Origin of the sequence: Streptomyces collinus Tu 365 (assembly GCF_000444875.1) — a bacterium.
GTDB classification, from domain to species: domain Bacteria; phylum Actinomycetota; class Actinomycetes; order Streptomycetales; family Streptomycetaceae; genus Streptomyces; species Streptomyces collinus_A.
Map to the genome: position 1 here is coordinate 6,688,432 of NC_021985.1, position 15,659 is coordinate 6,704,090.

Sequence of the window (15,659 nt, forward strand, 5' to 3'; positions counted from 1 at the left end):
CGGGTCACCCGCATCCCCCGCCACCCCCGTGGCGCCACCCGGGCCCACCGGCCCGACCGTGTCGACGCCCCCTGGCTCGCCCGCCGCCTCGACCGCACCTTCCGGGCCGCCCGTACCACCTCCCACCACCCCGGCGGGGCCGCCCGGCCCGACCGTCTCGACGCCGGCCGGCCCGCCCACGCCGCCCGCCCCGCCCACGGGTTCCGGCTCGCCCGCGGGTTCCGCTCCGCCCGCGGGTTCCGCCCCGCCCTTCGGAGCGCCCGCGGCCCCGGCCGCCCCGCCCGGGCCCCCCGGCCCGACCGTCTCGACGCCTCCCGCCCGGCCCGCGAGCGCGCCGCCTCCCGGCGCCCAGGCCGCCGAGCCGGGGCCGCCCGAAGGGCAAGGCACGCCGCCCGCACCATCGGCCCGCTGGACCTCCTCCCTGCCCGCCGCCCCCGCCACCGCGGCCCCCTGGGCCTCCCCACCCGCCGCGCCGACCCCCGCGCCGGCGGCGGAGCCGCACCCGCCGGCCACCGGCGCCCCGGCGGACTCCCGGCCTCCGGCCGTCACCGCGCCCTCGGCGGACCCCCGGTTCCCGGCCACCCCCGTGCCCCCGGCGGGCTCCTGGCCCCCGGCCACCCCCGCAACACCGCTCACCCCACCCACGCCACCCACGCCACCCACCCCTTCAGCGCCCTCCGCCGCTGCTCCCGCACCCGACCCCCTCCCGCCCCCGCCCTCCTCCTCCCTCGACTACGTCGGCTCCGGGCCGCCCACCTACGATCCCGAGCCCACCGCGCTTCCCGCCGCCGATCCCGACGATCTCGCCGAGCTGGTCCCCGACACCGTGCTGGACGGGGCCCGGTACGGGGCCTGCACCCTGCGGGCGGTGTCGTTGCGCGGGGACTCGGCGCGCTACCGGGGGGAGCAGCGGCGCGACGCGCTGCTCACCGCGCGGTTCGGGACGGGGGAGCAGGCGCTGGTGCTCGTGGCGGTGGCGACCGGCGCCCGGGCCACGCCGTACGCCCATCTGGCGGCGGCCGAGGCGTGCCAACTGATCGGGCGGGCCGTGGGCCGCAGCCACCAGCGGCTGGCGGAGGACATCCGGGCGGGCCGGCGCGGCGACCTGAAGTCGGGTCTGCACCGGCTGACCGACCGGGGCCTGGGCAAGCTGCGTGCCGGCGCGATCGAGCAGGACCTGGACCCGGAGGAGTACGCGGCGAGCCTGCGCTGCCTGCTGCTGCCCGCCGACCCCGACTGCCGCACCCGGGTGTTCTTCGGCGTCGGGGACGGCGGTCTGTTCCGGCTGCGGGACGGCGAGTGGCAGGACATCGAGCCGCGGGTCGCGCCCGCCGCCACCACCGGTGAACCCCTCCTCAGCTTCGGTTCGCCGCCCGCCGAGACGCCCGAGGGCGACCGGCTCACCATGGACCTCGGCATCCCGACCCCGCCGAGCCCGTACGAGCCGGCCCCGGAGCCGCCGCGCGAGCCGTTCCGGTTCCGCGCCTCGGTAGCCCGCCCGGGTGATGTGCTGGTGATGGCCACGGAGGGGCTCGCCGAGCCGCTGCGGGGCGAGCCCGCGCTCTGCGCCTACCTGGCCCGCCGCTGGTCCGACCGCACCCCGCCCGGCCTCGCCGCGTTCCTGGCGGACGTCCAGGTGCGGGTGAAGGGCTACGCCGACGACCGTACGGCGGCGGCCGTTTGGGAGGCGTGATCGCGGCCCCTGTGGATTGATGGACCGGGAGGAGCGGTTCCCGGTCCAGCGAAGGGGCAGACGCGAGCCATGGCCAGACAGAACGTCGCCGAGCAGTTCGTCGACATCCTTGTCCGCGCGGGCGTGCGCCGCCTGTACGGCGTCGTGGGCGACAGCCTCAACCCCGTCGTGGACGCGGTGCGCCGCAACGCGGGCATCGACTGGATCCACGTACGGCACGAGGAGACGGCGGCCTTCGCGGCCGGCGCCGAGGCGCAGATCACCGGGCAGCTGACGGCCTGCGCCGGTTCCTGCGGCCCGGGCAACCTGCACCTCATCAACGGCCTGTACGACGCCCACCGGTCCATGGCGCCGGTGCTGGCCCTCGCCTCGCAGATCCCCTCCAGCGAGATCGGCCTCGGCTACTTCCAGGAGACCCACCCGGACCGGCTGTTCCAGGAGTGCAGCCACTACAGCGAGCTGATCTCCAGCGCCAAGCAGATGCCCCGGCTGCTGCAGACCGCGATCCAGCACGCGGTCGGGCAGAGCGGCGTGAGCGTGGTCTCGCTCCCCGGTGACATCGCCGCGGAGCCCGCCCCGGAGAAGGCGGCGCAGAGCGCCCTCGTCACCTCCCGGCCCACCGTGCGGCCCGGCGACGCCGAGATCGACCGGCTCGTGGAGATGATCGACCAGGCGGGACGGGTCACCCTGTTCTGCGGCAGCGGCACGGCCGGCGCGCACGCCGAGGTCATGCGGTTCGCCGAGCTGGTCAAGTCGCCCGTGGGCCACGCGCTGCGCGGCAAGGAGTGGATCCAGTACGACAACCCGTACGACGTCGGGATGAGCGGGCTGCTCGGGTACGGCGCCGCCTACGAGGCCACCCACGAGTGCGACCTGCTGATCCTGCTCGGCACCGACTTCCCGTACAACGCCTTCCTGCCCGACGACGTGCGGATCGCGCAGGTCGACGTGCGCCCCGAGGTCCTCGGCCGCCGCTCCCGGCTCGACCTGGCCGTGTGGGGCGACGTCCGCGAGACGCTGCGCTGCCTGATCCCGCGGGTGCGGGAGAAGACCGACCGGCGCTTCCTGGACCGGATGCTGAAGAAGCACGCCGACGCGCTGGAGGGCGTGGTCAAGGCGTACACCCGGAAGGTCGACCGGCACATCCCGATCCACCCCGAGTACGTGGCCGCGGTGCTCGACGAGACCGCCGACGACGACGCCGTGTTCACCGTCGACACCGGGATGTGCAACGTCTGGGCGGCCCGCTACGTCTCGCCCAACGGCCGCCGCCGGATCATCGGTTCGTTCTCGCACGGTTCCATGGCCAACGCCCTGCCCATGGCGATCGGCGCCCAGTTCACCGACCGGCGCCGGCAGGTGATCTCCATGTCGGGCGACGGCGGGTTCGCCATGCTGATGGGCGACTTCCTGACGCTGGTCCAGTACGACCTGCCGGTCAAGGTGGTGCTGTTCAACAACTCCTCGCTGAGCATGGTCGAGCTGGAGATGCTGGTCGCCGGACTGCCCTCGTACGGCATCACCAACGTCAACCCCGACTTCGCGGCCGTCGCCCGGGCCTGCGGCGCCTACGGGGTGCGGGTGGAGAAGCCCAAGCAGCTCGCCGGGGCGCTGCGGGACGCCTTCCGGCACAAGGGGCCGGCCCTGGTGGACATCGTCACCGACCCCAACGCCCTGTCGATCCCGCCGAGGATCAGCGCCGAGATGGTGACCGGGTTCGCGCTGTCGGCCTCGAAGATCGTGCTGGACGGCGGTGTCGGCCGCATGCTCCAGATGGCCCGCTCCAACCTGCGCAACGTGCCCAGGCCCTGAACCGGGGCCGGACGACGCGCGCAGCCCCTGAACCGGGGCCGTAAGGGACGTTTTCCGGCCAGTTTCACGCCCTGTGACGGACCGTCTGCGGCGCGTGCCGGGCGTCCGCGACCGCCCGTGCTGGGGCCCCCGGGGCACGGTACGGCGGCCCTGCCGGGCGGGACACCGCCCGGGCGGGTCCGGCGGGCGGGGCGAGGGGGCGAACGGCCGTGGCCGAACAGAGGGACGTCCATGAGCCACCAGGACTGCCCGGTGGCCCGTTGGGCAAGGATCCCCGTGAACGTGTTCGACCAGGAGGGGCAGGGTCAAGCAGCGTGCGGGCGGGGGTCATGAAGAGGCAGGCACGAGGGGGCGGTCCCGTGGCCATCGGGGCCTCCTCGGCGAAGACGGGGGAAGAGTCCGACACCATCACCGAAGCGGCGCAGCCGCCCCCGCTCAGACGCAGGCTGGGGCGCGCGGACCTCAGGGCGGTGCCCGAGGCCCGCAGGGAACTGCGCGAACTGCTGCGGCACTGGGGCAGGCCCGGCCGTTCGGAGATCGCCGAACTGCTCACCAGCGAACTCGTCACCAACGCGCTCGTGCACACCGACGCCGACGCCGTGCTGATCGCGGTCGTCTCGGCGCGCGGACTGCGGGTGGAGGTAAGGGACTTCGTGGCGCGCAGGCCGCGCCTGCGGGTGCCCGACCTGACCGAGGACACGCACGGCCGGGGTCTGCTGCTGGTGCAGTCCCTGGCGGACGCCTGGGGCGTCCGGCCGCACGGGGTGGGCAAGTCGGTGTGGTTCGAACTGGGTGCCGAGGCCGCCTGACGGGAGACCGTACGGACACGGGGCGGGGGCGCGACCTGGTGGTCGCGCCCCCGCCCCGATGCCGGCCGCCCGTGTGCCGGGCGTGCCCGACGTCCTAGCCGAACTGCTGCTCCAGGTCCTTCAGTTTGCGCTCCAGGGAGTCCAGGCGCGGCAGAGCCATCGTGTCGTCCTCCGCGGTGAGGTCGACGGTGACGGGCTCAGCGCCCTTGCGGACCGGCTGAAGGGAGGGCCGAGAGCGTACGGGCAGCTGCTCCGGCGCGGATATGGCAGGCTCCGCGGACGCCTGCGCGGGGGCGCGCTCCACCGCCTGCACCTCGACCTGCCGGCCGCCGCCGCGCCCGACGAAGCCGCGGTGGCCCCGGCTGATGGCCTTGAGCTGGGCGCGCTCCATGCGCTCCTGGTCGCGCCTGCGCCTGCGGGTCTCCTCCTTCTGCCTGCTGTCCTCGCGGACCTCCTCGACGGCCTCGTCCAGGCTGCGCACGCCCTCGAGGAGCATCAGCGACCAGGCCTTGTAGGTCTCGCGCGGGGCACGCAGCCAGCGCACTATCCGGATCTGCGGCAACGGGCGCGGCACCAGGCCCTGTTCGCGCAGCGCGGCCCGGCGGGTCTGCTTCAGCGCCCGGTCGAACAGCACGGCCGCGGACAGGGACATGCCGGAGAAGAACTGCGGTGCGCCCGCGTGGCCGACGCCCCTCGGCGCGTGCACCCAGTTGAACCAGGCCGCCGCCGCGGCGAACATCCACACGAGTATCCGGGAGCCGAGGGCCGCGTCACCGTGGCTGGCCTCGCGCACCGCCAGGACGGAGCAGAACATCGCCGCGCCGTCCAGGCCGAACGGCACCAGGTACTGCCAGCCGTCGGTCAGGCCGAGGTTCTGCTCACCGAAGCCGACCAGGCCGTGGAAGGACAGCGCGGCCGCCACCGCCGCACAGCAGAAGAGAAGGACGTAGGAGGCCGTGCCGTAGACGGCCTCCTTGCGCCGGCGGCGCTCCTCGCTGCGCTCCCACGAGTCGTCCGCGCTCGCGCTCTCCCCGGAGGAGCGCTTTCCGCGCGCGAGCACCGCAACCGCCGCCAGCATGCCCAGGAGCAGTACGGCGCCGGGAAGCAGCCAGTTCAGCGATATGTCGGTCAGTCTCATCAGGGGTCCCTTGCATTGGGATAGGGCGTAACGCCCGCCATAGTGGCCCACGCCCGACGGCCCTCAGGGGGTTTCGGGGCAAGAGGCCGCCAAGGAGGTGCAAGGGAATGCCCAGGGCGGCGTTCTGCTCGAACTGCCGCATGAGGGGCGGGAGTTGAGTTCGAATAAGACTACCCGTACGGATGGTTCCCGGGAAAGTTCCCGAGAACTGTGAGGAAGTTGTGAACTGCTGTCCGCCGTACGGGTGGCCCGATCGTGGTGATCTTAGTCCACCGGGCGCCCGCCGTGTGTCTGAGGGTCCGTCAGATAGCAGCGTGCGCAGTCGATTTGGCGACACGGTCGATGTCGCACGTGCGCGGGCAGGTGGCGCGGGTGTCCTCGGGCCGCACCGGCGCGGCCGCGCGAGCGGGGGGACCCCGAAGGCGGCGAGCACCGGCTCCAGGTGCTCGGCGACGGCCGCGCGCACCTCGGCCCGCAGCGCCTCCCTCGTCGTCGACCACGACGGCGCCGGGCGGCGCGGCCGCCGGGTCGCCTGGCAGGCAGGCGAAGGAGGCGGGGCGCACGGCCATGCGGCCGGCGCCGCGGTCGTAGGAGACATGCGTCACGGACAGCCGGGGCACCCGGCGGTGCGGGAACCACGGAACGGTGATCAGCAGGGAGGCGGGCCACGCGTAGCGGTGCAGGCCGAAGCTCGCCACGACGTCCGGCCGCGCGGGGCGCCCGTAGTCCCGCAGCGCCTGCGCCTCGTCCCGGGCGAGGAACGCGTCGAGGCCGCAACCGCCGGGCGCGAGCCCGGCGGTGGTGAGCCATCCGTCACCGCGCGGCAGCGGGTCCGCCGGTCCGAGGACGGTCACGGCCGGGCCGGCGCCGGCCCTGGCGAGGCGGGCGTACGCGGCGGAGAGCGGTCAGGCCGCGGCGGGCATGGCGGTACCTCCGGTCCCGGCGGCGGGGGCGGACTGTGCAGGTAAGGCAAACCTAACTGGCTCGTGGGCAAGTTTGAAGTGCCGCCTTGTGCGCCTAAGGTGCTTGACGGACAAGTAACAACCCGCCGTTAATGACCCCTAAGTGCCGGCAGCCCGGAGGAGGAGCGCGTGGAGCAGGGCGTGCAGGGCGCCGCCGAGGCGTGGGCCCACGCCGGGCCGCAGGGCGCGGCCCGGGTGCCGGCGCAGGCGCGCGCGGCCGACCCGGTCCGCGAGCGCGACGCCGGACTGGCGGGCGCCCGGGGCGAGCACACGCACGGCGAGGCGCCGCTCCCGCGGCCGCGGCTCGTGCAGCGCTCCTCGGTGCGCGGCCAGATCCTGGACGCGCTGCGCACCTCCCTGGTGGCGGGCGAGCTGAAGCCCGGCGAGGTCTACTCGGCGCCGGTGCTCGGCGAGCGTTTCGGGGTGTCCGCGACACCGGTGCGCGAGGCCATGCAGCAGCTCGCGCTGGAAGGTGCCGTCGAGGTCGTCCCCAACCGCGGCTTCCGGGTCGTCGAACGGGGCGCGCGGGAACTGGCCGAGCTGGCCGAGGTGCGGGCGCTCATCGAGGTGCCGGTGATGCTGCGGCTCGCCCGTACGGTGCCCGTCGAACGGTGGGCGGCACTGCGTCCGGTCGCCGAGGCGACGGTGCGTGCCGCCTCCTCCGGCTGCCCCGCGACGTACGCCGAGTCCGACCGGGCCTTCCACCGCGCGCTGCTGTCCCTCTGCGGCAACGAGCAGCTCGTGCAGGTCGCGGACGACCTGCACCGGCGCGCGCAGTGGCCCCTGGTCGGGGGGCCGGTCCGGCAGCGCCGGGCGGACCTGCTGGCGGACGCGGCGGAGCACACGGCCCTGCTGGACGCGCTCATCGCACGCGACCTGGACGTGGTGCGCGGCCTGGTAGGCGAACACTTCGCCGGCGCGGCCTGACGCTACGACGCCCCGCGTCCGGGCTTCGCGTGCCGCGTCCGGGGTTCGCGTCCCGCTCCGGGTTCCGCGTGCGCGTCGCGCTTCGGGCCTTGCGTCCCGCTTCCGGGTTACGCGTGCGCGACGCGTCGGCGAACACTTCGCCGGCGCGGCCCGACGCTACGACGTCCCGCGTCCGGGCTTCGCGTCCCGCGTCCGGGCTTCGCGTCCCGCGTCCGGGCTTCGCGTCCCGCGTCCGGGCTTCGCGTCCCGCGTCCGGGCCTAGCGTTCCGCTCCGGGTTCCGCGGCCGCGTTCCGTTGCCTGGCCCGCGTCCGCGTTCCGCTCCGGGTACGGCGTGACGCACCCGCGTCCAGGCCCGGACCCGTGTCCCGCGTCGCGCCCCGGGTTCCGCTCCCGAGCCGCGCCCCGGTCGTCCGGGTCCCGCGTCCGGGCGCGGCCTGACGCACCCGCGTCCGGGTCTCGCGTCCCGCTCTCGGGTGTGGCGTGACGCTCCTACGTCCGGGGCCCGGGTCCCGCGTCCGGGTCTCGCGTCCCGCTCTCGGGTGTGGCGTGACGCTCCTACGTCCGGGGCCCGGGTCCCGCGTCCGGGTCTCGCGTCCCGCTCCCGGGCGCGGCCTGACGCACCCGCGGCCGGGTCCGTGTCCCGCTCCCGGGCGCGGCGTGACGCTCCTACGTCCGGGGCCCGCGTCCCGTGCCCGCGTACGGGTCGCCCACGTCCAGGCTCCGGTTCCCCGGCCCCGGGCCGTGGCGGTCAGGAACCGTCCTGCGAGCCGTGCGCGCTCTTCGAATAGGCGTCGTGCCAGGCGGCCTTCGCGCCGGAGTCGCCGATCCGGTACACGTCGACGACCGCCCCGGCCGCCACGGCCAGCGACAGGACGGCCACCACGATCCGCACCGGCAGCGCCGCCGCCCGGCTACCGCGCGCCGAACCCGCCGTGTCCACCGCGTCCGCCGAGCCGGCCGCGACCGTCGGGTCCGCGCCGGGGACCGCCCTCTTCGTGCCGCGTGCCGTCCACCACACGACCGCCGCCAGGACGAACAGGCCCAGCGCCCAGGGCAGCAGCCCGTCGCCCAGCTCGGTGTGCCGCCGGACCAGCGCGTCGCTCTCGACGTGCCGCTCGAGCCACTCGCCGGCCTGGGTGGTCAGGGGCACGCTGACCAGGGCGGCGAAGGCGAGCGCCGGCAGCAGCACCCCCAGCCGACGGGCCGCCCGGGGCCATATCGCGGCGGCCACCAGCGCCAGCGCGGTCAGCGGTATCAGCACGACGACGACGTGCACCAGCAGCACATGGGCCGGCAGGCCGTTGACCAGACTCACGGGAGCACTCCTGAGGGGGGTGGGACTCGGGGCGCGCCAGCCTGGCACAGGAAGCTCTCAGTTGCCTCTGAGCGCGCCCCCGGGCACGGCCGCCTCGCGCCACGACGTCATGCCCTCGCCCCGCCACCCCGCCCCCCGCTAGGCCGTGGCCGCCCCCGGAGCGGGCGGCGCCAACTGGCGAGCCAGCCAGGTCGGTACGCCCCCCAGCAGCCGGAACAGCCGTCCCGCCTCCTCCCGCAGCCGGGACGCCTCCGGCTCGGACTCCGCGTCCGCCAGGGAGGCCAGCGCCGGGGCCGTGCCCACCAGGTAGCCCAGCTCCTCGCGGATCCGCAGGGACTCGGCGAAGCCGTGCCGCGCCTCGGTCAACTCCCCGTCCCGCAGCGCGAGTCCGGCCAGATGGCGCCAGGTGAAGGAGAGCAGCAGCGGGTCGGCCTGGGCGGTGGCGCCCGCGTGCGCCCGGCGGTAGGCCGCACGGGCCGCCTGCGGGGAGCGGGCCAGGTTCTCGGCCAGCAGGCCCCGGCGGAAGTCCAGCAGTGCCCGGCCAGCTGCCCCCGGGGCGATCAGCGCCGCCGCCCGGCCCAGCGCGGCCCGCGCCTCGTCCGCCCGGTCGCGCACCCCGTGCAGGGTGGCCGCGTAGGCGAGCTGGCCGCGTTCGCAGGCGGCCGCCCCGCGCTCCTCGTCGGTGTGCGCCTGCGCCTCGGCCGTGCGCAGGGCGTCCTCCGCCTCCTCCCAGCCCCGCTCGGTGTACAGGCACCGCTCCACGAGCAGCGCAGCCCGCTGCAGGGCCAGGGCCGGGGTGTCCGGTGGCAGCAGGGCCGCCGCGTCGGCCCAGCAGGCCCGCGAGCGCAACCGCCATACCGCGGTCTGGAGTGGATCGTCACCGGCGGTCGTTCCATTACCAGACATGGCGGAATGCGCCACGTTGCCCTCCCCGAGCACGCCGTTGAGCTGTTGAGTGGTGGCGGCATTCCAGCACCAATGCCGGTGCCGGGCCAAGAGGGTGGGTGAAAGTTTTCACAAAGTAGGGGCCCGATGGCGTGACTTGATCGCCCGGCGTCACGCCCCGCCGGGTTCAGCTCATGCGCAGGGCCAGGAAGAAGTCCAGCTTGTCCTCCAGGCGCGAGAGGTCACGCCCCGTCAACTGCTCGATCCGCCCGACCCGGTAGCGCAGCGTGTTGACGTGCAGGTGGAGCCGGGTGGCGCAACGGGTCCAGGAGCCGTCGCAGTCGAGGAACGCCTCCAGGGTCGGGATCAGCTCGGCGCGGTGGCGGCGGTCGTAGTCCTTCAGCGGGTCCAGCAGCCGGGCCGTGAACGCGCGGCGGACGTCGTCCGGGACGAACGGCAGCAGCAGCACGTGGCTGGCCAGTTCCTGGTGGCCGGCCGCGCAGACCCGGCCGGGGCGGGCCGCGGCGACCCGGCGCGCGTGCCGGGCCTCCTCCAGGGCACCGCGCAGCCCCTCGGCGGAGTGCACGGCCGCGCTGACGCCGAGGGTGAGCCGCCCGTCGTCGTTCAGGCCCGCCGACAGCGGCTCCCGTACGGTCTGCAGCAGCGCGTCGGCGAGCAGGCCGGGCTCCGAGCCGTCGTGCTCGGCGGCCATCGCGGGCAGCGGGACCAGGGCGATCGCCTCGTCGCCGGTGTGGGCGACGGCGATCCGGTCCGAGGGTTCGGGGCCGGTGGCCAGCGGGTCGACCAGGATCTCCTCCAGCAGCGACTGCGCCACCGGACCGCCCTCGACCTCGTCGCCCTCCCACTCGACCCGGGCCACGACCACCTGCCAGTGCGGGGCCGCGCCGAGTCCGGGCAGCAGCACCGGCGCCGCGACCCGCAGCCGGGCGGCGATCTCGGCGGGCGCGGCACCCGTCTGCACCAGCTCCAGCACCTCCTGGGCGAGCCGGCGGCGGACGGTGCGCGCCGCGTCACGGCGGTCCCGCTCGACGGCGATCAGCTGGGTGACGCCCTGCAGCAGGTCGAGGCGCTCCTCCGGCCAGTCCCCGGCGTCCGCCTCGACCGCCAGCAGCCAGTCCGACAGCACGGACTCGCGCACGTCGCGGGCGGCCTGCGGGGAGCGTCCGGAGGAGCGGATCGGGAAGAGGGAGTACGTCGTCCCGGCGAGCGGCACACGGTGCGGCCCGCGGCGTCCCGTGCGGGCGGCGGCCAGGTGTTCGGCGGCCAGGCCCGCGCAGATCTCGGCGGGCAGCGCCGGACCGCCGAGCTTGGAGCCCGCGATCAGCCGGCCGGTGGGCGAGAGCACCCAGGCGCGCAGGTCCAGGTCGGAGCCGAGCAGGTCGAGCACCACGTCGGGGCCACCGCCCGCCGGGCCCGAGGTCATCATCCGGCGGTGCCGGTCCACCACCGCCGCCAGGTCGCCGGCCCGCTCGCCGGAGACCTGCCGTACGACGTGCTCGGTGATCGAGGCGAACGCCACCGACTCGTGCACCGCGAACAGCGGCAGCCGGTGCCGTGAGCACGCCAGGACCAGGTCGTCCGGCACATCGCCCAGCTCGGCCTCGCCCGCCGCCAGCGCCGCCACCCCGGCCTGCACCAGGAGGCGTACGAACGGTTCGGAGTCGTGGGCGTCCCGGCGCCAGGCCAGGCCGGTGAGCACCAGCTCCCCGCCGGAGAGGTAGCGGCTCGGGTCGCGCAGGTCGGTGGTCATGACCCCGCGTACGGAGCGGTCCAGCTCGTCCTCGCCGCCGAGCAGCCGCAGCCCCAGCGCGTCGGTGTCCAGCAGTGCGCGCAGCCGCATCTCGTCGCCGCCGTCCTTTGTCTCGAAAACTACGATGAATCCCGGTGGGGGGACCCGTGAGGCACCCGGTGCGCGGGTGCGCGGGCCGTCCGGACGGGGCCGTCCGGGCCGCATCCCGTGTGTCCCGGGGAAATCGGAGAGGTAACCGATGACCTCTGTTCATACGAATCTACAAGATGCCCGCCGTGGCCAGCCAACTCCTTCATGGTTTCGGTGACTGACCCCGCTGGAGTACGGAGCGGTGTACTGAGTCCACTCCGCGTTAACAGCACATGAACGAGCCGGGACCGCCGCACACGGATTGGCTCATCTGTAACGACTCACGAGACGAAGAAGAGAGCCGGTCATGGACTTCCTTCGCCCCGCCAGCTGGGAGGAGGCGCTCGCCGCGAAGGCCGAGCACCCCACCGCTGTGCCGATTGCGGGTGGCACCGACGTGATGGTCGAGATCAACTTCGACCACCGCCGGCCCGAGTACCTGCTCGACCTCAACCGCGTCGGCGACCTCTACGAGTGGGAGGTCGGCGAGGACACCGTACGGCTGGGCGCCTCCGTCCCGTACACCCGGATCATGGAGAACCTCCGGGCCGAGCTGCCGGGCCTGGCGCTCGCCTCGCACACGGTCGCCTCCCCGCAGATCCGCAACCGCGGCGGCGTCGGCGGCAACCTCGGCACGGCCTCGCCCGCCGGCGACGCCCACCCCGCGCTGCTCGCGGCGGGCGCCGAGGTCGAGGTGGAGTCGGCGGCCCGCGGCACCCGGCTGATCCCGATCGACGCCTTCTACACCGGCGTCAAGCGCAACGCCCTGCGGCCCGACGAGCTGATCCGCGCCGTGCACGTCGCCAAGGCCGACGGCCCGCAGCAGTACTCCAAGGTCGGCACCCGCAACGCCATGGTGATCGCCGTGTGCGCCTTCGGCCTCGCGCTGCACCCCGGGACCCGGACCGTGCGCACCGGCATCGGCTCGGCCGCGCCCACGCCCGTACGGGCCAAGGCCGCCGAGGAGTTCCTGAACGCGGCCCTGGAGGAGGGCGGCTTCTGGGACAACGGAAAGATCATCACCCCGTCGGTCGCCAAGCAGTTCGCGGAGCTGTGCTCCGGCGCCTGCAACCCGATCGACGACGTCCGGGGCACCGCGAGCTACCGCCGCCACGCGGTCGGTGTGATGGCCCGCCGGACGCTCACCTGGACCTGGGAGTCGTACCGCGGCGCCCGCCGCGCATCTGAGGGAGCTGCGTAATGCGCGTCAACTTCACCGTCAACGGACGTCCGCAGGAGGCCGACGACGTCTGGGAGGGCGAGTCCCTGCTGTACGTGCTGCGCGAGCGCCTCGGCCTGCCCGGCTCCAAGAACGCCTGCGAGCAGGGCGAGTGCGGCTCCTGCACCGTGCGCCTGGACGGCGTACCGGTCTGCTCCTGCCTGGTCGCGGCCGGCCAGGCCGAGGGCCGGGACATCGTGACCGTCGAGGGCCTCGCCGACTTCGCCCGGCAGCGCGCCGAGGGCGGCTGCGCGAGCGGCGCCTGCGGCACCACCCCGGACGAGGCCGAGGGCCGGCAGGCCGGGGGCACCGACTCGCAGACCGGCGAGGGCACCGGACTCGCCCCGATCCAGCAGGCGTTCATCGACGCCGGCGCCGTCCAGTGCGGCTTCTGCACCCCCGGCCTGCTCGTCGCCGCCGACGAGATGCTGGAGCGCAACCCGAACCCGACCGACGCGGACATCCGTGAGGCACTGTCGGGCAACCTGTGCCGCTGCACGGGCTACGAGAAGATCATGGACGCGGTCCGCCTGGCCGCCGCCCGCCAGTCCGAGGGGGTCTGACATGCCTGCGAACGGCGCTCCTACGAAGATCACGCAGGGCTCGCAGACCAAGGGCGGCATCGGCGAGTCCACGCTCCGCCCCGACGGCACCCTCAAGGTCACCGGCGAGTTCGCGTACTCGTCCGACATGTGGCACGAGGACATGCTCTGGGGCCAGATCCTGCGCTCCACCGTCGCGCACGCCGAGATCGTCTCCATCGACACCGGCGAGGCCCTGGCCACCCCGGGCGTCTACGCGGTCCTGACCTACGACGACCTGCCCACCGCGGTGAAGAACTACGGCCTGGAGATCCAGGACACCCCGGTCCTCGCCCACGGCAAGGTCCGCCACCACGGCGAACCGGTCGCGATCGTCGCCGCCGACCACCCCGAGACGGCCCGCCGCGCCGCCGCCAAGATCAAGGTCGAGTACCGGGAACTGCCCGTCATCACCGACGAGGCCTCCGCCACCGCCCCGGACGCGATCCTCGTCCACGAGGGCCGCGACGACCACCACGCCGGGCACGTCCCGCACCCCAACATCGTGCACCGCCAGCCGATCGTCCGCGGCGACGCGGACGCGGCCGCCCGCCGGGCCGACGTGATCGTCAGGGGCGAGTACACCTTCGGCATGCAGGACCAGGCCTTCCTCGGCCCCGAGTCCGGCCTCGCCGTGCCCGAGGAGGACGGCGGCGTCCACCTCTACGTCGCCACCCAGTGGCTCCACTCGGACCTGCGCCAGATCGCCCCCGTCCTCGGCCTGCACGAGGACAAGGTGCGCATGACGCTGTCCGGCGTCGGCGGCGCGTTCGGCGGCCGCGAGGACCTGTCCATGCAGATCCACGCCTGCCTGCTGGCGCTGCGCACCGGCAAGCCCGTGAAGATCGTCTACAACCGGTTCGAGTCCTTCTTCGGGCACGTCCACCGCCACCCGGCCAAGCTCTCCTACGAGCACGGCGCCACCCGGGACGGCAAGCTGACCCACATGAAGTGCCGGATCGTCCTGGACGGCGGCGCCTACGCCTCCGCCTCCCCGGCCGTCGTCGGCAACGCCTCCTCCCTGTCGGTCGGCCCCTACGTCGTCGACGACGTCGACATCGAGGCCATCGCCCTCTACACCAACAACCCGCCCTGCGGCGCCATGCGCGGCTTCGGCGCCGTCCAGGCGTGCTTCGCCTACGAGGCGCAGATGGACAAGGTGGCGGCCGAACTCGGCATGGACCCGGTGAAGTTCCGGCAGCTCAACGCCATGGAGCAGGGAACGATCATGCCGACCGGACAGCCGGTCGACTCCCCGGCCCCGGTCGCCGAACTGCTGCGCCGGATCAAGGCGATGCCGCTGCCGCCCGAGCGCCAGTGGGAGTCCAGCGAGGGCGCGGACGTACGGCAGCTGCCCGGCGGCCTGTCCAACACCACGCACGGCGAGGGCGTCGTACGGGGCATCGGCTACGCGGTCGGCATCAAGAACGTCGGCTTCTCCGAGGGCTTCGACGACTACTCGACGGCCAAGGTGCGCATGGAGGTCGTGGGCGGCGAGCCCGTCGCGACCGTGCACACCGCGATGGCGGAGGTCGGCCAGGGCGGCGTCACCGTCCACGCGCAGATCGCCCGCACCGAGCTCGGCGTCGCCCAGGTGACCATCCGACCCGCCGACACCCAGGTCGGCAGCGCCGGCTCCACCTCGGCCTCCCGGCAGACGTACGTCACCGGCGGCGCCGTGAAGAACGCCTGCGAGCTGGTCCGCGAGAAGGTCCTGGAGATCGGCCGGCGCAAGTTCGGCACCTACCACCCGGCCTGGGCGACGGCCGAACTCCTGCTGGAGGGCGGCAAGGTCGTCACCGACGGCGGCGAGGTCCTCGGCGACCTGGCAGACGTGCTGGAGGGCGAGAGCGTCGAGGTCGAGGCCGAATGGCGGCACCGGCCGACCGAGGCCTTCGACCTGCGCACCGGCCAGGGCAACGGGCACGTCCAGTACTCCTTCGCCGCGCACCGCGCGGTCGTCGAGGTCGACACCGAGCTCGGCCTGGTCAAGGTCATCGAACTGGCCTGTGCCCAGGACGTCGGCAAGGCGCTCAACCCGCTCTCCGTCATCGGCCAGATCCAGGGCGGCACGACGCAGGGCCTGGGCGTGGCGGTGATGGAGGAGATCATCGTCGACCCGAAGACCGCCAAGGTCAGGAACCCCTCCTTCACGGACTACCTGATCCCCACCATCCTCGACACGCCGACCATCCCGGTCGACGTGCTCGAACTCGCCGACGACCACGCCCCGTACGGGCTGCGCGGCATCGGCGAGGCCCCGACCCTGTCGTCCACCCCGGCCGTCCTCGCGGCGATCAGGAACGCGACCGGGCTGGAGCTCAACCGCACTCCGGTACGGCCCGAGCACCTCACGGGAACCGCGTAACACCGAAAAGCACTCCGGGCGGCGCAGGGAACGTCACACACTCCGCAGC

Annotated in this window: 11 protein-coding genes and 1 pseudogene; 7 read left to right on the forward strand and 5 right to left on the reverse strand. The window is 74.3% G+C overall.

The window, feature by feature from the left end:
• The first annotated feature begins 28 nt into the window (after positions 1 to 28).
• The 3 genes from B446_RS36495 to B446_RS29030 all read left to right on the forward strand — a co-directional run bounded on the left by B446_RS36495 (position 29) and on the right by B446_RS29030 (position 4,314).
• Positions 29 to 1,693 (forward strand): protein phosphatase 2C domain-containing protein, encoded by a 1,665-nt coding sequence (locus tag B446_RS36495; protein WP_420010349.1) that lies wholly within the window; start codon positions 29 to 31, stop codon positions 1,691 to 1,693.
• A gap of 69 nt (positions 1,694 to 1,762) precedes the next feature.
• Positions 1,763 to 3,505 (forward strand): pyruvate dehydrogenase, encoded by a 1,743-nt coding sequence (locus B446_RS29025; protein ID WP_020943001.1) that lies wholly within the window; start codon positions 1,763 to 1,765, stop codon positions 3,503 to 3,505.
• Between the two features lie 359 nt (positions 3,506 to 3,864).
• The gene (locus B446_RS29030) at positions 3,865 to 4,314 is read left to right on the forward strand and encodes an ATP-binding protein (RefSeq protein WP_020943002.1); all 450 of its coding nucleotides are present in this window, start codon (positions 3,865 to 3,867) and stop codon (positions 4,312 to 4,314) included.
• A 94-nt stretch (positions 4,315 to 4,408) separates the two neighbouring features.
• Here B446_RS29030 and B446_RS29035 read toward each other — a convergent pair whose 3' ends face one another.
• Both B446_RS29035 and B446_RS29040 read right to left on the reverse strand, forming a co-directional pair.
• Positions 4,409 to 5,452 (reverse strand): DUF2637 domain-containing protein, encoded by a 1,044-nt coding sequence (locus B446_RS29035; protein WP_020943003.1) that lies wholly within the window; start codon positions 5,450 to 5,452, stop codon positions 4,409 to 4,411.
• 415 nt (positions 5,453 to 5,867) lie between these two features.
• A pseudogene (locus tag B446_RS29040) lies at positions 5,868 to 6,375 on the reverse strand (iron-sulfur protein); the annotation flags it as partial.
• A gap of 168 nt (positions 6,376 to 6,543) precedes the next feature.
• On the opposite strand from B446_RS29040, the gene B446_RS29045 reads away from it, so the two are divergent.
• On the forward strand, positions 6,544 to 7,341 hold the full coding sequence (locus tag B446_RS29045) for a GntR family transcriptional regulator (protein WP_020943005.1): 798 nt from the start codon (positions 6,544 to 6,546) through the stop codon (positions 7,339 to 7,341).
• A 749-nt stretch (positions 7,342 to 8,090) separates the two neighbouring features.
• Here the strand turns inward: B446_RS29045 and B446_RS29050 are convergent.
• The 3 genes from B446_RS29050 to B446_RS29060 all read right to left on the reverse strand — a co-directional run bounded on the left by B446_RS29050 (position 8,091) and on the right by B446_RS29060 (position 11,403).
• Positions 8,091 to 8,657: a DUF2231 domain-containing protein gene (locus tag B446_RS29050; protein WP_020943006.1), complete on the reverse strand. Its 567-nt coding sequence runs from the start codon at positions 8,655 to 8,657 to the stop codon at positions 8,091 to 8,093.
• A gap of 138 nt (positions 8,658 to 8,795) precedes the next feature.
• A complete protein-coding gene (locus tag B446_RS29055) occupies positions 8,796 to 9,578 on the reverse strand; it encodes a hypothetical protein (protein WP_043479323.1) in 783 nt (260 codons plus the stop codon).
• 151 nt (positions 9,579 to 9,729) lie between these two features.
• Entirely contained in the window at positions 9,730 to 11,403 is a 1,674-nt protein-coding gene (locus B446_RS29060; RefSeq protein WP_020943008.1) for a PucR family transcriptional regulator, read from the reverse strand.
• Positions 11,404 to 11,749: 346 nt separating this feature from the next.
• Here B446_RS29060 and B446_RS29065 point away from each other — a divergent pair, with 346 nt between their 5' ends.
• The 3 genes from B446_RS29065 to B446_RS29075 are packed head-to-tail and all read left to right on the forward strand — an operon-like array spanning position 11,750 to position 15,610.
• Positions 11,750 to 12,643, forward strand: coding sequence for an FAD binding domain-containing protein (locus B446_RS29065; RefSeq protein ID WP_020943009.1), 894 nt, complete (start codon positions 11,750 to 11,752; stop codon positions 12,641 to 12,643).
• The gene (locus B446_RS29070; RefSeq protein WP_020943010.1) at positions 12,643 to 13,224 is read left to right on the forward strand and encodes a (2Fe-2S)-binding protein; all 582 of its coding nucleotides are present in this window, start codon (positions 12,643 to 12,645) and stop codon (positions 13,222 to 13,224) included. The genes B446_RS29065 and B446_RS29070 overlap by 1 nt, the downstream gene beginning before the upstream one ends.
• Position 13,225: 1 nt before the next feature.
• Complete coding sequence (locus tag B446_RS29075; protein ID WP_020943011.1) at positions 13,226 to 15,610, forward strand: xanthine dehydrogenase family protein molybdopterin-binding subunit; 2,385 nt, start codon at positions 13,226 to 13,228, stop codon at positions 15,608 to 15,610.
• Positions 15,611 to 15,659: the final 49 nt, after the last annotated feature.